This window comes from Kaistella soli, assembly GCF_019038595.1.
Lineage (GTDB): Bacteria > Bacteroidota > Bacteroidia > Flavobacteriales > Weeksellaceae > Kaistella > Kaistella soli.
On sequence record NZ_JAHOPF010000003.1, the window covers coordinates 284,990 to 307,949 of the forward strand.

General features: G+C 39.2%; 24 protein-coding genes. 10 read left to right on the forward strand and 14 right to left on the reverse strand.

Features of this window, described 5'->3' with window-relative positions; translation table 11 throughout:
- The first annotated feature begins 32 nt into the window (after positions 1-32).
- The 3 genes from KSK37_RS07005 (at position 33) to KSK37_RS07015 (ending at position 1,932) form a co-directional block, all read left to right on the forward strand.
- The gene (locus KSK37_RS07005) at positions 33-605 is read left to right on the forward strand and encodes a hypothetical protein (RefSeq protein ID WP_088359697.1); all 573 of its coding nucleotides are present in this window, start codon (positions 33-35) and stop codon (positions 603-605) included.
- 17 nt (positions 606-622) lie between these two features.
- Positions 623-1,270, forward strand: coding sequence for an HD domain-containing protein (locus KSK37_RS07010; protein WP_217200403.1), 648 nt, complete (start codon positions 623-625; stop codon positions 1,268-1,270).
- A 65-nt stretch (positions 1,271-1,335) separates the two neighbouring features.
- On the forward strand, positions 1,336-1,932 hold the full coding sequence (locus KSK37_RS07015) for a hypothetical protein (RefSeq protein ID WP_217200405.1): 597 nt from the start codon (positions 1,336-1,338) through the stop codon (positions 1,930-1,932).
- A 44-nt stretch (positions 1,933-1,976) separates the two neighbouring features.
- Here KSK37_RS07015 and KSK37_RS07020 read toward each other — a convergent pair whose 3' ends face one another.
- The 5 genes from KSK37_RS07020 to KSK37_RS07040 form a co-directional block, all read right to left on the reverse strand.
- Positions 1,977-3,173, reverse strand: a complete 1,197-nt coding sequence (locus tag KSK37_RS07020; protein WP_179209386.1) for an efflux RND transporter periplasmic adaptor subunit — start codon at positions 3,171-3,173, stop codon at positions 1,977-1,979.
- Positions 3,174-3,331: 158 nt separating this feature from the next.
- Entirely contained in the window at positions 3,332-4,600 is a 1,269-nt protein-coding gene (locus KSK37_RS07025) for an ABC transporter permease (protein ID WP_088359701.1), read from the reverse strand.
- 145 nt (positions 4,601-4,745) lie between these two features.
- Positions 4,746-5,105: a four helix bundle protein gene (locus KSK37_RS07030; protein WP_088359702.1), complete on the reverse strand. Its 360-nt coding sequence runs from the start codon at positions 5,103-5,105 to the stop codon at positions 4,746-4,748.
- A gap of 69 nt (positions 5,106-5,174) precedes the next feature.
- Positions 5,175-6,404, reverse strand: a complete 1,230-nt coding sequence (locus tag KSK37_RS07035; protein ID WP_088359703.1) for an ABC transporter permease — start codon at positions 6,402-6,404, stop codon at positions 5,175-5,177.
- 26 nt (positions 6,405-6,430) lie between these two features.
- Positions 6,431-7,123: an ABC transporter ATP-binding protein gene (locus KSK37_RS07040; RefSeq protein ID WP_088359704.1), complete on the reverse strand. Its 693-nt coding sequence runs from the start codon at positions 7,121-7,123 to the stop codon at positions 6,431-6,433.
- Positions 7,124-7,543: 420 nt separating this feature from the next.
- Between KSK37_RS07040 and KSK37_RS07045 the strand changes: the two genes are divergently transcribed.
- Together KSK37_RS07045 and KSK37_RS07050 are read left to right on the forward strand one after the other, a co-directional pair.
- Positions 7,544-8,518 carry a ribonucleotide-diphosphate reductase subunit beta gene (locus tag KSK37_RS07045; protein ID WP_088359705.1) on the forward strand — a complete coding sequence of 325 codons (975 nt, stop codon included), beginning with the start codon at positions 7,544-7,546 and terminating at the stop codon, positions 8,516-8,518.
- Between the two features lie 281 nt (positions 8,519-8,799).
- Complete coding sequence (locus KSK37_RS07050; protein ID WP_217200407.1) at positions 8,800-10,455, forward strand: ribonucleoside-diphosphate reductase subunit alpha; 1,656 nt, start codon at positions 8,800-8,802, stop codon at positions 10,453-10,455.
- A 100-nt stretch (positions 10,456-10,555) separates the two neighbouring features.
- Here the strand turns inward: KSK37_RS07050 and KSK37_RS07055 are convergent, their stop codons facing one another.
- The 5 genes from KSK37_RS07055 to KSK37_RS07075 all read right to left on the reverse strand — a co-directional run bounded on the left by KSK37_RS07055 (position 10,556) and on the right by KSK37_RS07075 (position 15,271).
- Positions 10,556-10,969, reverse strand: coding sequence for a cytochrome C (locus KSK37_RS07055; protein WP_088359707.1), 414 nt, complete (start codon positions 10,967-10,969; stop codon positions 10,556-10,558).
- Between the two features lie 17 nt (positions 10,970-10,986).
- On the reverse strand, positions 10,987-11,247 hold the full coding sequence (locus KSK37_RS07060) for a hypothetical protein (RefSeq protein WP_088359708.1): 261 nt from the start codon (positions 11,245-11,247) through the stop codon (positions 10,987-10,989).
- Between the two features lie 12 nt (positions 11,248-11,259).
- Entirely contained in the window at positions 11,260-12,249 is a 990-nt protein-coding gene (locus KSK37_RS07065) for a cbb3-type cytochrome c oxidase subunit II (protein WP_217200408.1), read from the reverse strand.
- Positions 12,250-12,257: 8 nt separating this feature from the next.
- Positions 12,258-14,009 (reverse strand): cbb3-type cytochrome c oxidase subunit I, encoded by a 1,752-nt coding sequence (locus KSK37_RS07070; RefSeq protein ID WP_217200409.1) that lies wholly within the window; start codon positions 14,007-14,009, stop codon positions 12,258-12,260.
- A 377-nt stretch (positions 14,010-14,386) separates the two neighbouring features.
- Entirely contained in the window at positions 14,387-15,271 is an 885-nt protein-coding gene (locus tag KSK37_RS07075; RefSeq protein ID WP_217200411.1) for a DUF72 domain-containing protein, read from the reverse strand.
- Between the two features lie 70 nt (positions 15,272-15,341).
- Between KSK37_RS07075 and KSK37_RS07080 the strand changes: the two genes are divergently transcribed.
- Positions 15,342-17,066 carry a sensor histidine kinase gene (locus tag KSK37_RS07080; RefSeq protein WP_217200413.1) on the forward strand — a complete coding sequence of 575 codons (1,725 nt, stop codon included), beginning with the start codon at positions 15,342-15,344 and terminating at the stop codon, positions 17,064-17,066.
- Positions 17,067-17,090: 24 nt separating this feature from the next.
- Here the strand turns inward: KSK37_RS07080 and KSK37_RS07085 are convergent, their stop codons facing one another.
- Positions 17,091-17,387, reverse strand: a complete 297-nt coding sequence (locus KSK37_RS07085; RefSeq protein ID WP_088359713.1) for a hypothetical protein — start codon at positions 17,385-17,387, stop codon at positions 17,091-17,093.
- 125 nt (positions 17,388-17,512) lie between these two features.
- Here KSK37_RS07085 and KSK37_RS07090 point away from each other — a divergent pair, with 125 nt between their 5' ends.
- From KSK37_RS07090 to KSK37_RS07100, 3 genes are all read left to right on the forward strand, one after another.
- Complete coding sequence (locus KSK37_RS07090; RefSeq protein ID WP_088359714.1) at positions 17,513-18,070, forward strand: RNA polymerase sigma factor; 558 nt, start codon at positions 17,513-17,515, stop codon at positions 18,068-18,070.
- A 45-nt stretch (positions 18,071-18,115) separates the two neighbouring features.
- On the forward strand, positions 18,116-18,982 hold the full coding sequence (gene lipA / locus KSK37_RS07095) for a lipoyl synthase (protein ID WP_217200415.1): 867 nt from the start codon (positions 18,116-18,118) through the stop codon (positions 18,980-18,982).
- 107 nt (positions 18,983-19,089) lie between these two features.
- Positions 19,090-19,917, forward strand: coding sequence for a dienelactone hydrolase family protein (locus KSK37_RS07100; RefSeq protein WP_217200417.1), 828 nt, complete (start codon positions 19,090-19,092; stop codon positions 19,915-19,917).
- A gap of 78 nt (positions 19,918-19,995) precedes the next feature.
- Here KSK37_RS07100 and KSK37_RS07105 read toward each other — a convergent pair whose 3' ends face one another.
- Genes KSK37_RS07105 through KSK37_RS07115 form a run of 3 tightly spaced genes read right to left on the reverse strand, consistent with a single transcriptional unit; the run spans position 19,996 to position 21,400 of the window.
- Complete coding sequence (locus tag KSK37_RS07105; protein WP_088359717.1) at positions 19,996-20,475, reverse strand: Dps family protein; 480 nt, start codon at positions 20,473-20,475, stop codon at positions 19,996-19,998.
- 19 nt (positions 20,476-20,494) lie between these two features.
- The gene (locus KSK37_RS07110; protein ID WP_088359718.1) at positions 20,495-21,004 is read right to left on the reverse strand and encodes a pyridoxamine 5'-phosphate oxidase family protein; all 510 of its coding nucleotides are present in this window, start codon (positions 21,002-21,004) and stop codon (positions 20,495-20,497) included.
- A gap of 15 nt (positions 21,005-21,019) precedes the next feature.
- On the reverse strand, positions 21,020-21,400 hold the full coding sequence (locus KSK37_RS07115) for a SpoIIAA family protein (RefSeq protein ID WP_217200418.1): 381 nt from the start codon (positions 21,398-21,400) through the stop codon (positions 21,020-21,022).
- 353 nt (positions 21,401-21,753) lie between these two features.
- Here KSK37_RS07115 and KSK37_RS07120 point away from each other — a divergent pair, with 353 nt between their 5' ends.
- Positions 21,754-22,959 (forward strand): NAD(P)/FAD-dependent oxidoreductase, encoded by a 1,206-nt coding sequence (locus tag KSK37_RS07120; RefSeq protein WP_217200421.1) that lies wholly within the window; start codon positions 21,754-21,756, stop codon positions 22,957-22,959.
- Position 22,960 lies beyond the last annotated feature (1 nt).

A 22,960-nucleotide genomic window follows, 5' to 3' on the forward strand; every position in this document is an offset into this window, starting at 1 on the left:
TAAAAAAGGCGTCAGCCAAAAATTTAAAAAAAATGAAAAAAACATTCATTCTAATGCTTGCTTTCACGGTGATGTCGTGTAATAAAATTGAGGAAACCGTAACAGAAACGGTAAATTCTGCGAAAGAAAAAGCCCAGCAGAAAACAAACGAACTGGTACAGGAAACTGTAAATGAACAGCTGACGAAACTGGTGAATGCAGAAACAGTAAGTTTCAGCACTGTATTTCCGAATCAGAACAATTTGGTTCTCGAAAACGAAGTGGGGAAGAAAGTTGCTTTTCCGAACGGTTCGCCATTTTATGTGTTTAAATATAAAACTTCGGACAAGGATTTACTGCTGAAAACTTTGGTGGAACAGCCGACAGCAGATGAAACACAGTCGAAGAAAGAATTTCAGAAAGTGGATGGTGCGGCCATCGTAGAAAAAATTACTTTTTTTGAAAAGTTTCTTCCTGCAAACACGATTGATACGAGTTTCCTCAATGATATCAAGAGTGATAAAAACATCGAATATTATAAAATAAAACGTTTCCCAAATGCAAGTACGGTAATTTACAACCCGAAAACGCAGATGGTGTATCAGTTTGTAGAGGTGAAAAAATAATTTATTGTTCTTAAAATATGTCTCAGAATTTAATTCAGAATACCATTGATTTCGTAAAGGAAAAACTCCACGGCGCGGAAGCCGGTCATGATTGGTTCCACATTGAAAGAGTATGGAAACTTTCCAGAAAAATCGCAGAAACAGAAAACTGTAACCTCGAAGTTGTGGAGCTTTCTGCCTTACTTCACGATATTGCCGATCCGAAATTCCACCACGGCGATGAAACTTTAGCACTAGAAATATCCCGCGAATTTCTGGAAAGTCAGCAGGTTTCTGAAGATATTATTACTCAGGTTTTATTTATCATCCAAAATATTTCATTTAAAAACAGAGGGGAAGTGCCTGAAAATCTCCCGATTGAGCTGAAAATTGTTCAGGATGCAGACCGCCTGGATGCGATTGGCGCTATTGGTATTGCGAGAACTTTCAATTTCGGAGGTTTCAAAAACAATCTGATGTATCATCCGGACATGCCGCCAAAACTGAACATGTCAAAAGAAGAATACAAAAAAAATGAAGGCACAACAATCAATCATTTTTATGAAAAACTTCTGCTTCTGAAAGACCTGATGAATACTGAGAAAGGAAAAGAACTTGCAGCAGAAAGACACCGGTTCATGCTGAAATTTCTGGAGGAATTTGATAAAGAATGGAATGTTGACTAATTGAGCCGGTCCTTACTTCTAATTTGATCTTCTCCCAAACTTCCTAATTTTCTTTATCTTTACACATGTTTTATTTGTTTTTCCTTTTGTTTATTGCACTTTGCTTCGGTTTAATCTTCTCAGTTTTCAGATCAGGAAGATTCAAAAACTGGGCAAAAATATTCCGGATTTTCGTCGTTGTAATTTCAGTGGGGATTTTCACGTTTTATTTTGTGAGCAGAAGTGTAAATCATTTTCGGGAAAATTCACTTACGGTTCAGCTGATCAATTCTCTGCCGTTTCCTCTGGACTTTTACATCGTGCAGGTAAACAGTGATAAAAATGCCGCGGAAAAGTATGAAGCCCGCCGCGTGGGAAACATCCGCAGCAGTTATTACCGAATTGAATACCTTGACATGGCGGCTTCTGATGAATTTTGGGTTGCCGGATTCATGGGAAAAAAGAATATGGTGTATTTCTCCCAGCATTCTGTTCCGAACAAAAATGAAGACCAGATCATCGAGATCCGCAATTACATCAACCAAAGCCAGAAACTTTCAGAAGTGGCGCAGATTCAGGTTGAAGATTTGAAATTGGAGAATATGAAATCGGCGATCTGGATTACCCTCGATCTGCTGCTTCTCTTCCTTAACATTACGCTTCTAGTTAAAAGACAAAAATAAAGAATCCCGGAAATTTCCGGGATTCTTCTTCTATAAAGATTCTGCTATTTACCTTTTTTCTCTTTCAGTGCTTCCTTGTCTTTATCTGACGGATTCCATACTTTCACCTCGGAATCTTTCGTGATTCCGGATAAGATCTGAACATTGATTCCGTCACTCGCGCCAAGCTTTACTTTTACTTTCTTGAATTTTCCGTCCGGCTGTTTCACTTCCACAAACGGACTGTCCTTGCCGTTTACTTTTTCATACTGAACCAAAGATTCATCCAGCAAAAGTGCATTTTTCTGAGAGCTCAGGATGACTTCGCCATTTGCAGAAAATCCTGCTCTGATATATTCATTCGTTTTATTGAAAACATCGCCTTCAATCGGGAATTTGATGGTTCCGTTTTCGTCTTTTCCTTTCGGAGCGATCATTGTCACTCTTCCCGGGAAAGTTTTATTCTGTAAAGCACCGATCACGACATTCATTTCCATTCCTTCTTTCAGTTTCCCGGCCTGTGCTTCGTCAATGGTTCCCTGGAAAATCAGTGAATTCAGATCGGCGATAGAACAGATCGTAGTTCCGGCGTTGAAAGAGTTGGCTTCAATCACCTGGCTTCCTACTTTTACAGGAACTTCAAGTACAGTTCCTGTTGCTTTGGAACGGATTTGAGTCGTTGCCAAACTTGCCAGTTCCGGAGTGGTGCCTGTTCTTGCAATCTGCAGGTTTTTCTGTGCGGTCTGCAGCTGCTGCTGTGCGTTTCTCAACGTTTGCTTGGTCGACTGAAGTTGCTGCTGTGCGGAGATAAATTCCTGCTTAGAAATGACGCCTTGGTTGTAAAGGCTTTGCTGCATTGCAAACTGTTTCTGCTGGTTGCTGACGTTGATAGCGGCATTGCTGATCTGTAAATTAGCGTTGTTTATTTCCTGCTGTGCGGCGTTGATGTTCTGAATGGTAGGAACAATTCTGATCGTAGCTACAAGTTGTCCTGCGGTTACGTGATCTCCTTCATCTACAAGAATCTTATCGATAATTCCGGAAATATTCGGTTTGATCTCAATTTCTTCCCGCGGCACAATATCACCGGTGGCCATTACTTTGTCATCCATATTCTGCACGACAGGCTTTTTGGTGAGGAAAGTTTCGCTTTCCTTGCTGTTGGATTTTATAAGATAGGTAACCCCGGAGATTAAAGCAACCGCTAAAATCAGCCCCAGAAAGATATAAATTGCTTTTTTAAAAGTGAACTTCTTTTTCATATTAATAGTTTATTTTTCTTTTTTTATGGCGACAGTTTCCGCCCTCCGTTCCCGCTTTTTGTATTGGCTTCGGTTCCTCAGCCAATACAAAAGAGCTCCACTCAGGTCGGGTCGCAGTCTTGTTTTATTTCCGGTCCATTATCAGAATTAAAATTCAGTTATTCACTTCGCAGCGCTTCAATCGGACGGATTCTTACAGCTCTCTGGGCCGGTATCATCCCGATAATTAAACCTAAAATTACCATCACGGCCATCGCTCCGAAAACCTCCCCATAATTTACCGTTGGATTATAAAAAGGAAATTTATCCTGATCTTTCGTTAAAACATTAAGGATCATCAGAAGGAAAATACCGAAAATAAATCCTAAAATGCCGGATGATAAAGTAATCACAACACTTTCCAGCAAAATCTGGTTTCTTACTTCCGCAGGTTTTGCGCCCAAAGCTCTCCGGATTCCGATTTCTTTAGTTCTTTCTTTTACGGTGATCAGCAATATATTTGAAATCGCAATGACGCCCGCTAAAATAGTTAAAGTCCCGACAACAATTGTTAAAAGCTGCATTCCGGTTAAAAAGCCGGTGAGTTTTTTAAATTCTTTTCCAAGGTTGAAGCTTCCGAAGGCATTGGTATCTTCCGGAGAAACATGATACTTTTTCTTCAGTTCTGTTTTTACGTTTTCTTCCACGGCATTCAGGTCGGCGTCAGGTTTACTTACAATGGCAAAAAAACCTACTTTATCGCCGTCATTATACATCTTTGTGAAAGTGGAAAGCGGGATAAATGCGGACTGGTCATTCTCCATTCCGCCTCCTTTTTTTACGCGGAAAACGCCGATAACATTAAAGAAAATTCCTTTCACATTCACTGATTTTCCCAGCGGATTTTCATTCTTTTTAGCATCGAAAAAATTCTTGTAAATCTCTTCGCCGATGACGATGACATTTTTATTTGCAGAAATATCGGCATCATTCAGATACCTTCCGTAAATGAGTTTTTTCTGAGAGATTTTATTTCCGATCGGGTAGTCGCCCGTTAAAGTATAAGTTGCTTTTTTTCCGTTGCGGGAAAAGCTTTCTCCCGGTGTTCCGAAATTACCTCTCGCATTCTGAGGGGAAATATAATCGATTTGCGGAATCTTCTTCGGCAGCATTTCCATATCGGTGAGGTGAAGATTCGTTTTTCTTCCTTTCGGAAAACCATCGTACGGAATGGTGGTATTCTGTGCCCAGAGAAAAATGGAATTGGTTGCAAATCCGGAAAATATTTTATCAAAACCATTTTCCATTCCTTTTGCAGCACCCAAAAGTGCGACGAACAGAAACATTCCCCAACCCACACCTATCATCGTAAGAAAGGTGCGCAACTTATTATTCCGAAGGGAATGATAAATTTCTTGCCAGGTATCTATTTTGAAAATGATATTCATAAAAAAACTTTTTTTTTGTCAGTTTTTGCTTCGCAAGTGAATTTCTTTGAGTGAATTATGCTTTGCAGTTAATTTCTTCGAGTGACTTTCAAAATCATACTCATCTGAAGGAATTTACAATAATTCACCTTTGACCACTTCTCACTTATTTTCCTGCATTAATCAATTTTGATATTAGTATAAATGTTGTTTTTAACGGTTTGCCAACTTGTTCCAATTCTTCAATGGCCATATAATTTTCTTCAAAAATAATTTCCAGACAAGAATCAATTTCAACAATTGAACCTCTCGACATTTCATAGTACCTGTTTCTTTCTGTTTGAGACTTCCTCGATGAACCTTCTGAAATATTTAGAACGACGGAGGTTGAGGCACGTCTTATCTGATCAATTAAATTATATTTTTCACTTACTGGCAGTTTAACAATTAGTTTATAACATTCTCGCCGGAATTTTTTCGCTTCTTTATAAACGTCTAAATTATAATGGTTTAAATCTAAAAACATATTTTTTATTTTTATAATTTAAAAATTCACTTATTCACTGCTAAGCAATTTCACTCACAGGAATTCACTTTATTCCGATCTCAATGCTTCAATTGGTTTGATCCGGCTCGCTCGGTAAGCGGGAACAAAGCCCGCGATCACTCCGGAAATTACTAGGCTGATAAATGCGGCGATAATTAATCCCCAGCCTACAGAAGGGTCTTTGATAAAATATTTTTCCAAACTGTCTCCAATCAGTGCTAAAGATAAAACTCCCAATCCAACCCCAATAAATCCGGAAATTACTGTAATGACCACACTTTCCTGCATTATTAATCCTACAATGCTGCCTGGTTTTGCGCCAATAGCCTTTCTAACTCCTATTTCCTGGGTTCTTTCTTTCACGATATACACCATGATATTGCTGATTCCGATAATTCCGGCAAGTAAAGTTCCCATCCCGATGAAACCTACAATCAGGGTGATGATGAATAAAAACTGAATGGTGTCGCCCATGTTTTTGGCATTGTTTCTTACGATGATTCCGTTTTCGTCATCCGGAGAAACTTTATTTTTTGCTTTAAGTTCTTTCTGAAGCTGGTCTCCGTACTTTATTGCTTCATCCGGAGAAAGTTTAGGATCGTAAGTAATAAAAATGTTGCTTACCGTATCAGAACCTTTTTTCATCTGCTGTAAAGTAGTGATGGGAACGGTGATCATCCTTTCGTCCCAGTCGCCGCCGTCATCAGAGAAAACGCCAACAACTTTGAAAAAAGTACCGTTAATATTAAGGTCTTTTCCTACCGGACTTCCGTTTTTAATCAGATCACGCTGCACCATCCTTCCGATTACGGCGACATTCTGCTTGCGTGTCATGTCCATATTGTTAAGATACCGGCCTTCGGTGAGCTTTCGGTTTTCGATGATTTTCTCTTCAGGGTTTGCGCCGCTGATCTGGTAACTTCCGCTTTCTTTGCCGTATTTCACGGTCATATTGGTAGAATATCTTGCGGTAGAATTTTCCAGTTTCGACGGGTCAGAAGATTTTGTCTGCTCGTAATCGTCGTTTTTAAGTACAACCTGACGGTCGGACTGCAATCCGCCGTATGCAATGGAAGTTTTGCCGGAAAAAATGGTTATCAGATTCGCTGCATCGCGGGTAAAACCTTCAGTGAAAGCGTTTTTTAAGCCTGTCCCGATACCGAAAAGCACAATAAATATAAAAAGGCCGAGCGCGACCGTAAAGCCTGAAAGTACCGTCCGCAATATATTACTGCGAATCGATTCAAAAATTTCTCTCCAGCGGTCCAGGTCAAACATATTTTTAATTTAAATCTTATTGAGGCTTAAGCTAAAACCCGTTGTGTAATAAACTCATCACTTTGGATAAGACCGTCTTTTAAAATGACGTTTCTTTTGGTTTCTGCCGCCACATCAGGTTCGTGGGTTACAACGATGATGGTTTTTCCTTCCCGGTTGATTTCCTGAAGCAGCTTCATGATATCGTAAGTTGTTTTGGAATCCAAAGCTCCCGTTGGTTCGTCAGCAAGAATCACTTTAGGATCGGTAATTAAAGCTCTTGCAATGGCGACTCTCTGTTTCTGTCCGCCGGAAAGCTCGTTCGGAAGATGGGTTGCCCAATCTGCAAGTCCCACTTTATCTAAATATTCCAGCGCTTTCTGGTTGCGTTCTTTTCTGGGAACATCCTGATAATACAGCGGAAGCGCAACATTTTCCAAAGCTGTTTTATAACCGATCAGATTAAAAGACTGGAAAATAAATCCAAGAAATCTGCTGCGGTATTCTGCAGCTCTTACTTCCGAAAGATTCTCAATAGGAATTCCGTCGAGTTCATAAATTCCGGAATCTTTTTCGTCCAGGATTCCGATAATATTTAGCAGTGTGGATTTTCCGGAACCTGAACTTCCCATGATAGAAACAAACTCACCTTCATTAATGGTAAGGTTAATCCCTTTGAGAACGTGCAGTTTACTTTTTCCTGTATCGTAAGATTTATGTAAGTCCTTTATTACTAACATTAAGCGGTGGAATTTGGTTTAAATATAAGTAGGAAAAAGTATTTGTTTGTTACAAAGAAGTTTTTCTTTTTTTTTGATTTTCTGTTTAACCAGCTTTCATTTATTCTGCTGCATTTTTTAAAAGGTGTTTAATTAAATACTGCTGTAATCAGGGTGTTTGTTTTGTAGGTTCAGTTAAAAGCAATAACAGCGCAGAGTCTGTGTCATTGTGGAAAACTTTTAAGGCTTAGAGTCAGAGTTTTAATATTTAGACCTTTCAAGATCAGGTTCTATTTTCTATTTTTGTGATTCACACTTCTGAAATCAACAAGAAATAATTGCGGGCAATTTAAAAATTTAAAAATCTGTAAATCAGATCTTTAAATATAATTCAGGCTGTTTCAGCGCAGTTTCAACTATAATTTTAAAATACACTATGATATGGGAATTTTCGACAAAAGAGTAAGTTATAAGCCATTTGAATATCCGGAGATTCTGCAGTTTGTGGAAGCCATCAACAAATCATTTTGGGTACATTCTGAAGTTGATTTTACTGCAGATGTACAGGATTTTCAGTCTCAGCTGGAGCCACACGAAAAAAATGCGATTAAAAATGCTCTTTTAGCGATTGCCCAAATCGAGGTTTCTGTTAAAACCTTCTGGGGAAACCTTTACAATCATATGCCGAAGCCGGAACTCAACGGTTTGGGTTCTACTTTTGCGGAATGCGAATTCCGTCATTCGGAAGCCTATTCCCGTTTGCTGGAAGTGTTGGGATACAATGATGAATTTTCAAAAGTTGTGGAAATTCCGTCGATTAAAAAGAGAATCGATTTCCTATCAAATGTTCTGAAGCACGCCAATTCCACTACTCCGAAAGAATATGTATCCTCACTTTTGCTTTTCAGTATTTTAATTGAAAATGTGTCCCTGTTCTCTCAGTTTGCGATTATTTTGTCATTCACAAGATTCAAAGGTTACATGAAAAATGTGAGCAATATTATTGCTTGGACTTCCGTAGATGAACAGATTCATGCCAATGCGGGAATTTATCTGATCAACAAAATACGTGAAGAACAGCCTGAACTTTTAACAGATTCCGATATTGAGGATATTTATACTTTAGTGGATCATTCGATTACGGTTGAAGAAGAAATCCTGGACTGGATTTTCGAACTCGGCGAAATTGATAATTTCACAAAAGAAGATTTGCTGAACTTCATGAAATTCCGTGTTGACGACAGTCTGAAGAAAATCGGCATGAAAACCCGCTACAACATTTCACCTGAACAGTACAGACCGATGATTTGGTTTGAAGAGGAAGTTTTCGCCAATTCAATGGACGATTTCTTCGCGAAAAGACCGGTTGATTATACCAAACACGACAAGAGTATTACCGAGAACGATTTGTTTTAATCCAATTCGGGTTTGTAGGGATAGGTTGCAACCTGTCCGTACCGTCCGTCCGATTTTGGCGCGAGCGAAGCGAGCGCCAAAGAGTTTTTGTCAATCTTCGGAAGAAAAACAGAAAGAACGTTTTAGCCCCGATTGCAGCGGCATCCTTTTGCGGAGCGAAGTGAAGCAAAAGATATAGCGAAAAGCGGGACGGATCTTGAAAGAAAGCAGACTTTTCCTGCTCCCAAATAAAAAATTAGTAACGCAGAAAGCAAAGGCCGACTGCCCAAAAGTATACATAAATGGAAGAAAATACAAACATCTGGTGGCTCAACGAAGAGTCCGAACAAATGCTGAACCGCGGTTACCTTTTGAAAGGCGAAACCGTAAAAGGTGCAATCGAAAGAATTACCACCGCAGCCGCAAAAAGATTATACAAACCCGAACTTCAGCCTGCTTTTGAGGAAATGATCACGAAAGGATGGATCAGTTTTTCATCGCCGGTTTGGGCGAATATGGGAACACAGAGAGGTTTGCCAATTTCATGCTTTAACGTCCACGTTCCGGATAATATTGAAGGAATTACGCACAAATTGGGCGAAGTGATTATGCAGACGAAAATCGGCGGCGGAACTTCCGGTTATTTCGGCGAGCTGAGAAACCGCGGAACTGCCGTAACCGACAACGGAAAATCTTCGGGTGCAGTTTCCTTCATGAAATTGTATGATACCGCGATGGATGTCGTTTCACAGGGCGGTGTTCGACGCGGCGCTTTCGCGGCATATCTTGATATTGATCACGGCGATATTGAAGAATTTCTATCGATTAAAGATATTGGAAGCCCGATTCAGAACCTGTTTACCGGAATCTGCGTTCCTGATTACTGGATGCAGGACATGATCGACGGGGATATGGACAAACGAAGAATCTGGGCGAGAGTTTTGGAAAGCCGCCAGCAGAAAGGTTTGCCTTATATTCTGTTTTCCGATAATGTGAACAGAAACAAGCCTCAGGTTTATAAAGATTTAGGGATGACAATCAACGCAAGTAATTTGTGTTCCGAAATCATGCTTCCGTCCAGTGCTGAGGAATCTTTCATCTGTTGTCTTTCTTCGATGAACCTTGAATTGTACGACGAATGGAAAGATACCAACGCCGTGAAACTGGCGATTTATTTCCTTGACGCGGTTTTATCTGAATTCATTGAAAAAACTGAAGGAAACTATTATTTAACCGGTGCCAGAAATTTCGCATTGCGTCACAGAGCGCTTGGTTTGGGCGTGTTGGGTTATCATTCTTATCTTCAGAAAAACATGATTCCGTTTGAAAGTTTCGAGGCAACTCAATTCAATGCCAGAGCGTTCAGACAGATTAAAGAACAGTCCATTCAGGCGTCGCAGGAATTAGCGAATATTTATGGAGAACCTGAAATTCTGAAAGGTTACGGAATGCGGAACACCACTACAATGGCAATTGCTCCTACTACTTCCAGTTCTGCTATTTTAGGTCAGACTTCTCCGGGAATTGAGCCATTTGCTTCGAACTATTACAAAGCAGGTTTGGCGAAAGGAAACTTTATGCGCAAGAATAAATATCTGGCGAAATTGCTTCAGGAAAAAGGTCTCGATAACGAAGAAACCTGGAGAACGATTATGCTGAATCATGGTTCTGTACAGCATTTGAATGAATTGACTGAAGAAGAAAAAGCAGTTTTCAAAACGTTCAGAGAGATTTCTCCGATGGAAATTATTTCTCAGGCAGCGCAGAGACAGCAATATATCGATCAGGCGCAGTCTCTGAATTTACAGATTCCGTCCACGATGCCGGTAAAAGATGTAAATTACCTGTACATCGAAGCATGGAAAAAAGGTGTAAAAACTTTATATTATCAAAGAAGTTCGTCGGTTTCCAAGGAAATGATGGTGAACTTTGTGACGTGTTCTAGTTGTGAAGCTTAAGCCTTACTGATAAAACAAAAACCGCAGAATTTCTGCGGTTTTTTTATTTTTAAAATCTGTTCAAAGTTCATTTTTGAAGCGGCTTTAATTACCAAAAAAACTAATATGGAAATCCAGTGAAATAAGTTATTAAATAATACGCGCCCCAACCGGAAAAAAGGATCACGATAATCCAGATCCAGACCGGTATCGTCTGCGGTGTTTCGCTTCCCTCGATGATAAAACTTTTTTGATTGCCTTTGTCATAGGCGTTGATCATCAGCGGAAAAGTGCCGTCCACCACATCGTTTTCCTTTAATCCTTCAATGCTGATGGAAGGTCCGTTCTTCACGGTGAATTTTATTTTTCTGATTCCTTCGCGTCCTTTGGGAGATTTGCTCACTATTTTCAGGGTATGCTCTCCATCCGTAAGTTTCGACGTGTCAAAATCGAAAACAATAGGAGTTTCAAGATCGGCAATCGGATGTGGATCTTCATCGATGAAAAGAAGAACTGTTGTTTTATCTTTGGTCATCTTTTAAATTTTTAAAATTAATTTAAAACAGAATATTTAATGTGATTTCTGTCTTTTTCCCCAGGTTTAACCAGATATTTAATTGAGAATATAAGTGTGTAAACAGCAATCAAAGCGATGCTTGCGACAATCAGCCAGTCCCATTGGCTTTCAGGGCCTGTTCCGTGGGTGAAATTTTGTGTTATTTTTGGCTGCTGTTGTTTACAGGCTTCGCATGCCAAAGCAAAATTCACAATCAGTAAAAACAGGATCGATGCAATATTTCTAAAATTTTTCATGATATTTTATTTTTACTTAATTTCATCCATTATTTTTTTTACTTCATCGGCGGTTACCGGTTTTCCGGTATTTCCCCAACTGGATCTTTCATGATTAATGATTGCTGCGACCATTTCCGGGGTGAAGTTTGCGGCAGTTCCAACATTCGGCATCACGGCATATTCAGGACGCGGATTATAACCTTTCATAATAATGGTGACATATAATTTTAAATCTTCTCCCAAAACTACCGGACTTCCCTTTAATGGCGGGAACGCTCCCGGTAAACCTTCACCGTTTGCCTGGTGACACGCAACGCAGTTTGTACTGTAGAGTTCTCCACCGTCGGGTAAATTTGTACCTCCGGCTGCGGTGGTTTTCTGTTCTTTCTGTTTGTATAAAAACTCAGGTGGAGTAGTTCCGTCAGGAAGTTTAGTCTGTTTTAAAGATAACAGGTAAGCTACCAACTGAAGAGCTTCTTTTTTGGCGACAATCTTTTTGAATCTGTTTTTCAGGAATTTTTCGGGAACTTTCACCTCGATATCACCTTTCTGAATATAATCTTTCTCTTCAAAAAGCCATTGGTACGCAGGCATCACCGATTCTGCCACTACCGCGCGCGGCTGATAAAGATGGACCAGCTGCCAGTCGATGCTGGGCTGTCTTTCCCCGATATTGGTCAGATCGGGACCTGTTCTTTCGGAGCCCAGAAGATTGGCTGTGTTTCGCCACACATCCATTCTTTGATTCGTAGCGTAATCTGCAGGGATATTCGGTCTGCTGCCGAAATCTTTGTCCATGTCAACGCTTCTCACCTGCTGGGTATGACAGGCGATACACCCGTTCGCCACATAAAGTGATTTTCCTGCTTTGGCATCTTTGCTTAGAGGTTTTGTTCCGGGCAGAGGTTTATAAACCTGCTGATTCTGTATGGCCGGTAAGATGGCAATATTCAGCGTCAGAAAGAGGAAAAACAACAGTGCCGACCAAAAAAGCAGTCTGTGATTATTATAAAATTCCATGAGCAGAGTTATTTAGGGTGGGAAAATTCAGTGTTTCGAAGTTCCTTTTTAGCCTGAAGGATTTCAGCAGGCGAGGCGGGAATTTTAATTTCCACTTCACTGTTCACCATTTTATAAAAGTTGTAAGCAAAAACGAAGTGGGAAATCCACATCATGGTGCCGCCAATGGCTCGCCATAACCAGTAAGGAGCCATCGTGACCACTCCTTCGATAAAAGGTTTTTTCGCCATCCAGATCAGACCTTTTTCTGTGGAACCGATCATTAATGAAACAATGTAAAACGTCAATCCAATCAAAGCCAGCCAGAAATGAATTCCCACCCAGAATTTGGGAGGTTCTTTTCCTGTAAGCCGCGGAACCAAAGTGTAAATAAATGCCCACAGCATAAAAGTAATGATTCCGTACATCGTCATATGCGAATGTGCAACTGTAAAATCAGTAAAATGCCAGATTAAATTGGTAAATCTGAATGCTTCAACAGTTCCCTGCATTGATCCCGTAAAATAAAAAAGGATAGAAATAAAATAGAAAGGAAGGGTGTAGCTTGTTTTCAGCTGATACCAGTTGCCGTTAAATGTCAGCAGAAAATTGGTGGTCCCCGCAACTACCGGAATTACCATTCCAACGCTTGCGACAATCGCTACGGTCTGCATCCACCACGGAATTGCGCTGAAAATAAAATGATGACTTCCAATTAAGGTATAAAACAGAATCTGTGTCCAGAATGCCAAAATTCCCAGGCTGTAGGAATAAATAGGCCGGTTAAGCTGTTGCGGCAGGAAATAATACATAAGACCCAAATTGAGAAACATGAACCACATCCCAACTCCCTGATGCATATAATATCCCTGAATGATGGTTTCACCAAGTCCGTGCTGCCAAAAAGGCAAATAAGCAACTACCAGAATGACAATCACATACATCATCGCCGCCACAATGTACCAGTTGGAAACATAGATTTCCTTTGTCACCCGCAAAGCGACGGTTTTCAGGAAATTATAAAGTGAAAGCACAATTCCTGCAGCGAAAAGTGCCATAACAGGCCAGATGTATTCTCTGTATTCTCCGCCTCCGTTATTAATACCGGCCATCAGAGAAACAGTTCCGGAAATGACCGCAAGATTCATCAGGATTAAAGTATAGTAACCCAGTTTTAAATTGAAAACCTCAATATTACTTACCCGCGGGATGACGTAATAGGACAGGCCAACCATCGCAAACGACGACCATCCCCAGAAAACCAAATTGGTATGAACAGGACGAAGTCTCCCGAAACTCAGCCAGCTCACATGATCTGTATCCGGAGCTACGAACTTAATCCCGAGATATTCGCCAACGGTGGTTCCTACAAGCAGCCACAAAACGGAAAATCCCAGAAAATAAAGGATAAGTTTTGATAACTCTGGAGAAATATATTTTTGCGGAAAAGTGCTTTTTTTATGAGGAATCACCCGTAATTCCTCAATAGAATTAATATTGCTGATAATTCCTTTTTCGTCCGAAGGCGCAAGGTTTCCCGACAGTTGGTTTTCAGGAAGATGGTATTCGAGTTCTTTCCTGCGTTTTTCGTACTGTTCAACTTCCTGAGGCGAAAGATGTTTTACTTTTTTTTCGAATTCAAGGAGCTTTCGCCTGCTTTTCAGTCTTTGGTAAACAGCATAGGTTTTTACAATGGCAATCAGCAAACCCGCAAGAATAGGAATGATCACCAGAAATACGGTAATCTGTATTCCTGATTCTCCAAACAGTGAATTATTCATAAACAATAAATTAGAAGATAAATTATCCTTTATTGTTGGAAATTATCGCTTGAAAGATGTCATTGCTGCAGCAACTCAGTAAAGTGTAGAATATAAGCGATGCTTTTCCAGTGTGCCTAATTTTGTCCTTATTTTTCCTAAACGATGATGCAAAGGACAAGGTTTTTCGGAGATGAGTCCAAAAAACTTAATTTCAGTCATGAAAAACTGTTACCGTCGATGACATACAAGATGTTCAATAATTTTTGCCGAAGAATTCCGTTGTAAAATCGGAGAATATTTTGTTATGCTAATGCTAATTTAGTGAATTTAAATTAATACAGGACGAAAAAGTCTTTTTATTTACTGTTCCAGTCTCTTGATTCTGTGTGTTTTAATTAAAAAAGAGTTTTTGCATCCGCCATTTCAGGGATATGAATTTCAGTTCCCAATTCCTTGTTTAGGTTTTCAATAAAATAGGCGGAAAGCAGTGGTGATGCTTTCTCTACATTCTGATGAATGAAGAAATACAGTTTTTCCAGTCCATCAGCTTTCCAGGTTTTTATGCGTTCCAGCCAGTCATCAAGCCGGGTGTAATCGCTTTCTGCATTGGCGCCCACATAACGGATAAATGCAACCGGCGTGGTAAGTCTCATATGCAGCATATATCTTCTTCCTGCTGTATCTACAATGATATTGGTAATATTGTGTTGTTCAAAAAGTCCGCAGGTTTTATTAAAAATTTCTTCATCAGAAAACCATTCATTATTGCGGAGTTCTACGGCGAGCGGAACTTCCTGAGGCCAGTCCTGAACAAACTTTTCAAGTCTTTCGTAATCTTTCGGTTTGAAATTATCGTGAAGCTGCAGAAAAACCATTCCCAATTTCTCATCAAAATTTAAAACAGCCGTTGCAAACTGCGTTACGACATCAGTGATATTCAGCAATCTTCTAAAGTGGGAAACTGTGTTGGTGATTTTTGGGAAGAACTTGAAACCTGCAGGCGTTTTTTCTTTCCACATCTGTACCTGATCAGGGCTCGGCATTCCGTAGAAAGTAGCATTCAATTCAATCGAATTGAACTGGGTGCCGTAATAGGTAAGTTCGTCTTTTGTTCCTTTCGGATAAAATCCTTTAAGATCGGTTTTGTTCCACTTCGCGCACCCAATCGAGATTTCAAGGTTTTTTGCCTTGGTCTTTTTTAGGATGTTAGATGTTTTGATGTGGTCTTTAGGCAAGGTAAAATCTACCTTAGAGGGGTCCTCAACTTGTCCGAATTTCATAATATCGATTTGCTAAAAATATTGTCCTAAAGTTAATAAAATTTAAAATTATATTGGTTATTTTTGTTTAATGGTGAAAATCTACTTTGCTTTTAATTTGTTTTTTTTCTCGTCTGTGGTTTTGGGCCAAGATGCCTTCAATGAACTCAAACACCGAATTGAGGAAAAAGTATTAAGCTCTAAAAACAGAGAAGCCATAGATCTTATTAACCGGCAGAGCCAGGAATTAACGGCTGATCAGAAGGCTGAACTTGACGTCATCAAAGTAGAAGCGCTTAATGAATTGGGCCTTGAAGACGAAGCATTCGCCATTTCCCAAAACATTCTCGCAAAACCTGATTTACCCGCATCCCTCAAACTCAGAACCCATCTTCAGCGTGCGTTGGTTTTTGAAATCGGGATGGACAAAGATAACACGAAAGCAGAACTTGATGAAGCTCAGAAGATTTTTAACACCAATCCGGAACTTAAACCTCAGAATTACACTTATTTCCTCATCAGAAAAACTTCTTATTACCGTATTTTTGATGATGACAAAACCGCTTTTAAAATTGCGATGGAAGCGGAGAAATATGCAGATCTGGTTAATGATAAAAAAAACGGAGCAGGTCTCAATATGATTTTGGGCTTCGGATATTTCAATGATCCGGAAAAAGTAATGCAGCATTTTCAGAAAGCCATCCGCCTTTACAAAAATTATAAGAACTATAATGGCGTTGGAGCTATGTATAATAACATCAGCAATTTTTATGTCGACCGGCGTAATTATAAGTTAGCCGAAAAGTATATTGATTCTGGAGTTGCGGTAGTTCCTAAAGTTGAAATTTTTTACATTATTGCGAATATTTACCAGACTAAAAGCCAAATTCTGGAACACCGCAAAAGCTACGCTGCAGCATTGGAGAATTATAAAATTGCCACAGAGTGGGCCTCCAAAACCAATGAAGAGCAGAAAGAACTGAAAGTACAGGAACTGGATTTGCTTTACAACTTCCAGAAAAATAAACGCCGGGAAATCGAGCTGGCAAATAATGTAAAAGCAACCAAAGGCTGGGTTACCATGCTCACGGTTTTTATCATTCTTCTGACGATTTTCGTTTTGCTGCTGCTGTTTTTTTTAAGAATGATTTCCAGAAACAAAAGAAGAATCGAGCTGCAGAAACAAAGTATTTCGAGAAAGAACGTAGAGCTGCAGAAAAACGTCGCGGAGAAACAGTTTTTAGTTAAAGAGCTGAATCACAGGGTGAAAAATAATCTTGCGGTAATTCTCAGTTTAGTGGGATTTCAAAGAGAGGAGACCAAAAATGTCCTTTACCGATATAAATTTCAGCAGTTACAAAACCGCATCAAAACCATCGCGCTCGCGCACAATTTATTTTCATATAATCTCGATAATTTCGATAATTCGGTGGTTGAAATCAAAGAATATTCCGACAAGATTTTTGAATCTCATAAAGCCGGTTACCAAAAAGAACTTATTCTCGAAAATTATTCGGAAAAATTATTGCTTCAGGTCGACAAAGGCTTGTTTTTCGGTTTACTTTTGAATGAGTTGATTACCAATACACTGAAGCATGCAGTTCCCGAAGAAAACCAGGTTCTTAAAATAACTCTGAACATCCAGCTAAATGAAGAAATGGCAGAAATGAATTACGCGGACAACGGAATGTTTTTCGGAACCCAAGACAGCGACAACACGCTCGGCCATTTTATCATCGGGGAAATGGTGCAGCAGCTTGGCGGCAGATTCGAAAGGAAAAACTCCTGTTATCATATCGCGTTCCCAACGGTATGATAACAGGAGTTTTAGAAAACCTGTTTACGCTAAAAACTCAATTTCCTTATCGGTGAATTTGTTTTTTTCTACCAGTTTATTGATGGTTTTCAGCATTTTTTTGCGCAGTTTGGCGATACGTCTGATGTTTTTGTCATCACTGTAATCAAAAATATTGTCTTTAAAAGAAAAGGTGTCACCTTCTTTGAAAGAAATATTGTTCTCTTTCATCTCTTTCATCAGCATCATATTCGTCATGGCTTCCAGAGAAGCATATTCTGTGATGGCCAGTTCTTTTAGGAGTTTCAGGACCTGTTTTTTATATTTTTTTTGCGCTTTCATTATATTTGATTTGAGTGATGCAATGTAAGGATTTTTAAATTAATTCTGAAACATTTACCCTGATGAAGAAGGTCATATTCCGGATTAATTTTTGGAGAATAAATTTCCTTACCTTTGTTTCTTTAATGAATCAGACAGAACTTTTATCGCTCATTTCTCTTGCGAAAAGCAAAAATCAGAAATCACAAACCAAGCTCATTAACCTTTTTTGGGTTGATGTTTTCAGCTTTGTGATGAAGAAAGTGCAGGACGAAAATGTCGCTGACGAAATTACAGTTTCCGTTTTTTCCAAAGTCTTGGCAAAGCTCGATCTGTACGATCCGAATTTTCAGTTCAAAACCTGGATGCTTACCATTGCCCAAAATTCAGTCATTGATTACTGGCGCAAAAAAAACCGCGAAAATGAAGATTCTACGGATAATTTTGAAGGTTTTAAAAATCAGTTTGCACGCTCGCCTGAAGAACTTTTAATTTCTGAAGAGGAGCAAAAACAGATTCTTTCCATCATCGAAAGTTTAGACTCCAATTATCAGGATATTATCCGGCTGCGTTTTTTTGAAGAAAAAAGCATCAAAGAAATCGCTGAAGAACTTGGTTTAACCGTCGCTAATACCAAAGTGCGAATCATGCGCGCCAAAAAAGTGCTTTCAGAATTATTGAAAAACAAAGAGTTTGAGGATTGACAAAAGCAATTTCTTAATTCGTAAATTTGCATTTTATTTTTAAAAATGAACGACACCATTATCGATACCACCACTCAGAAACCTAAATGGATCCGCGTAAAACTTCCCACAGGGAAAAATTACCGTGAGCTCCGTACTTTGGTTGACAAATATAAACTCAATACCATTTGCCAAAGCGGAAGCTGTCCGAATATGGGTGAATGTTGGGGCGAAGGAACGGCAACTTTCATGATTTTGGGAAATATCTGTACCCGGAGTTGTGGTTTTTGCGGCGTAAAAACCGGAAAACCTTTAGACGTAAACTGGGATGAACCTGAAAAAGTAGCGCGTTCAATTAAATTGATGAAAATTAAACACGCGGTTCTTACTTCTGTAGACCGTGATGATTTGAAAGATATGGGTTCCATCCTTTGGGCAGAAACCGTAAATGCAGTACGCAGAATTTCTCCCGGAACAACGATGGAGACTTTAATTCCGGATTTTCAGGGAATTACAAAACATATTGACAGACTTATAGAAGTGGCTCCTGAAGTAATTTCCCATAACATGGAAACGGTAAAAAGGCTTACGCGTGAAGTTAGAATTCAGGCAAAATATGAAAGAAGTCTGGAGGTTTTGCGTTACATGAAAGAAGCAGGGCAAAACCGTACCAAAACCGGATTGATGCTTGGCTTGGGCGAAGAAAAAGACGAAGTGTTCCAAACGATTGAAGACATCCGAAATGCAAATGTGGACGTCATTACGATCGGTCAGTATCTGCAGCCGACCAAAAAACATTTGCCCGTAAAAAAATTCATTACTCCGGAAGAATTTAATGAGTTCGGTGATTTTGCGAGAAATCTGGGCTTCCGTCATGTGGAAAGTTCTCCTTTGGTAAGAAGTTCTTATCATGCGGAAAAGCACATTCATTAAAGAAAATTATAGATACTAATATTAAAATCGGGCTTCAGTCCGATTTTTTTTTGAAGAAATAATTAAGGCTGAAGAAAAATCATTAATTTTAAATAAAATATACAATTATGAAAATTCTTAAAATCCTTTCGCCCGTTCTCATCCTGTTATTTTACTTTGCCTGCTCCGAGAATAAAAAATCTCCGGAAAATTCATCTGACTCGGTATCAAAAGGTGTGAAAACAGAAGAGGTCACTTATAATATCAACGGAAAAAATTACAAATCTTTCGTTGCGTACAAAGATGATTCAGATCAACCAAAACCTGTGGTGATGGTAATTCCAGAATGGTGGGGATTAACTGATTATGCCAAAGGCCGCGCAAAACAGTTGGCAGATCTTGGTTATTTTGCGCTGGCTGTTGATTTTTATGGGGAAGGAAAAACAGTGGATAATCCAACGGATGCCGGAAAACTGGCGGAACCATTTTATAAAATTCCCGTTAATGCCAAGACCGTTTTTGATGGTGCAAAAGCACAGATTTTAAAATATCCTAACGCCGATTATGGCAAGATCGCTGTCATCGGTTACTGTTTCGGAGGCGCACAGGCGCTGAATATGGCCAGACAGGAAAGTGACCTGAAAGGTGTGGTTTCTTTTCACGGAAATTTAATGACCGGCATAAAACCGAAAAACAATAAAGTGAAAATTCTTGTATGTAACGGTGCGGAGGACAGTTTTGTTCCGGAGGAAGAAATTGCAGCTTTTAAAAAGCAGATGGATTCTGCGAAAGTGAGTTATACTTTCAATAATTACCCGAATTCCGTGCATTCATTTACCAATCCTGCTTCCACGGAAATGGGCAAGAAATTTAAAATGCCGATCGCTTACAACAAAGAGGCTGACGAAAAATCATGGAATGACATGAAAGCCTTTTTTGCTGAAATTTTTAAATAAGACCTTTAATTTTCTGGTTGCTTTAAAAAAAAAATTACGGCGCAACGAAGTTGCGCCGGAATTTTTGTACTGAACTTATTAAGAACCTCTAAAATATTTTCTCAGTTTCCACGCCATCTTTTCGTGGGCCTGCATCAGTGCGGTAAGGAAATCTGATGTTCCTTTATCACCGTATTTTTCCTCAGTATCATCCACAAACTGTCTTAAAGATTTCACGATCGTTTCATGATCGTTCACCAGTTCCTGAATCATTTCCTGGTTGGTTGGGATTTTTCCCGGATTCTCTTTCAGTTGCGAGAGTTTCGAAAATTCCGAAGTCGTTCCAATCGCAACTCCGCCTAAAGTACTGATCCTTTCTGCAACTTCATCCACGGCTTCTGCAACAGTTTCATACTGTTCTTCAAAAAGTTTATGCAGTTCCATAAAATTGTCACCGGCAAGATTCCAGTGGAATTTTCTCAGTTTAATATAAATCACATTTCCGTCCGCTAAAACTTTGTTCAGCAGATCATTCACCGATTTTAAGTTTTTGTCGGTTATTCCTAAATCTGGTTTCATAATACTATTTTTTTTAATGTTAGATATCTAAATTTCCTTCAACGCCATCGCTGTTATCAGTCTTTTTCCCGGTAATTGCAGCGGCAGCAAAAGTCAGAAAAGAAACTACTTTTCCGGCTTTTGTATCCCAGTAATAAGTTTCATCAGGAGTTACACGGATTACAGAAACTTTTGGGTCTTCCTTACCGTCTTCAAACCAGGCGTTGGCAATCGGAGTCCATTTTTCTTCGATTAAACTTTTGTCTTTATAAATAAATGCTTTTCCAAATACAGAAAGGTATTCATAATCAGTGTTGTTCATGAACAGCAGCTGTACACGGTTATCTTCTGAAATTTCGAAATTCTTATGAGAATCTGCACTGCTCAGAAACCACAGGTTTCCTTCTTCGTCAGTTTCGCGCACACTCATCGGTCTCGCCGTGATAGGCAGTGTAGTGAGATCAGTGCAGAACATGCATGTTCCGGCTTTTTCACTCAGTTGCTTCAGTTTTTCGATCGCTTCTTTTTGAGTTAAATTTTCTGTTGACATATTGTATTTTTAATGTTAATCTGTTATTTCGTTTCCGTTTGCGCACCAAAAGATGGCATTATCCAAATCTTCTTTTGGAAATGATTTAAATTCACCTGGCATCAGAACACTGAAAATATCCGTGAAATTCTGCACCCCTTTTTTATCGGTAATAATTGCTGCACGGTTCCATTTGGTAATATTCTTAAGTCCAAGCAAAGCGTCCTGAAACCACGCGCCGGCAGTAAAATGATCCAAGTCGGTATCCAGTAAAAGCAGATAATTCAGTTCGTCAAAAGCGTCCACTTTCTCTTCCACGACGGGAAAAACGAGGTTTTTAAAATCATGTTCCGATACTTCTCCGCTTGCTTTAAAAGCAGCTACATTTTCGGGAACGTCAGTAATTACAGTAATCATAGATGTGTTTTTAATGTTTGTTGTAAGGAGCATTAAAATTTTTATGGTCTCCGAAGACCCGTCCCGCTGTACGTTACAATCTGTTATTGCGAGGAATTGTATAAATCATCTCAGTTGAACAGTTTTTGCCTCGCAATTACAGGATTTTCACTGCCATCGGGGCTAGAATGAAGTTCTGTTTTACTCCGGAGAAATTTCCCTTTCTAAAACAATAATTAAACCATAAGACCGATGGTTCAAATATCCCGAGTTAAAATTTTCTTAAATTTCTTTATCCTCCGTAAATATTTTCGGACAACACTAAGAGAATAAAAAGGCTTAATTCTTGATTAAAGAGAGCCAAATAAACTTTTATGGATCTAAAATCGAATGAACCTTTCTGGCTCGTCAAAAACGGAATTCTTTCTTCCTATCCTTCGCTGAAGAGTGATGAAAATTCTGATGTCCTGATTATCGGCGGCGGAATTACCGGCAGTTTAATTGCTCACCAAATGATCAAAGACGGTTACAAAACCATGCTGATTGACAAACGTGAAATTGCCAACGGAAGCACTTCTGCAACTACTTCTATGCTTCAGTACGAGATCGATGTTCCTCTGTATGAACTTGCAGAAATGATTGGTGAAAAAGGCGCAGCTGAAAGTTATAAAGCCTGTTCAAAGTCGATTGATGATCTGGAAAAGATTTCTGACGAAATAAAGTCGACCGCAGGTTTCCAAAGAAAAAAATCTCTGTATTTTACCTCAAAAAAGAAAGATGTTTCGTGGTTAAAGAAAGAATTCGCTGCCCGGAAATCCGCAGGTTTTAAAGTGAAATGGCTGGAGCCGGAAGAAATTCAGAAAAAATACGGTTTCGAAAAAACTTATGGCGGGATTCTTTCTGTTCAGGGCGCAAGCCTCGACGCATTTATCTTTGCCCACGAACTTCTGAAATACAATGCGGCAAAAGGATTGAAAATCTATGATAAGACTGAGATGAAATCGGTGAAATACCATTCAGATTTTAACGAAGTGTTCACCGCTGAAAATATTAGGATCAGGACAAAAAAAATAATTTACTGTATTGGTTACGAAAGCAAAAATTTGATCAAAGAAGATTTTGTTCAGCTCAAAAGCACTTTTGCAACCGTATCCGAAATTGATCCTGTAAAGCTTAAAAATTTAGATAAAACCCTGTTCTGGAATACGGATAAGCCCTATCTTTATATGAGAACCACAGATGATAACCGGCTTTTAATTGGCGGAGGTGACGAAGACTTTCAGGATCCCGGGAAGCGTGATGAACTGATCTGTAAAAAAGAAAAGGAAATTCTCAAAAATCTTAATAAGGTGCTGCCGGATTATAAATTTTATACAGATTTCAGCTGGGCTGGTACTTTTGGAGAAACCAAAGACGGCTTACCTTATATCGGTGAACACAAAAAATTCAAAAATTCGTATTTCGTACTGGGTTTTGGTGGCAATGGCATTACATTTTCTGTAACTGGAATGGAAATGGCGTCGGCATTCATGAAAAGTAAGAAACATCCTCTCACCGAATATTTTAAATTTGGAAGATAAT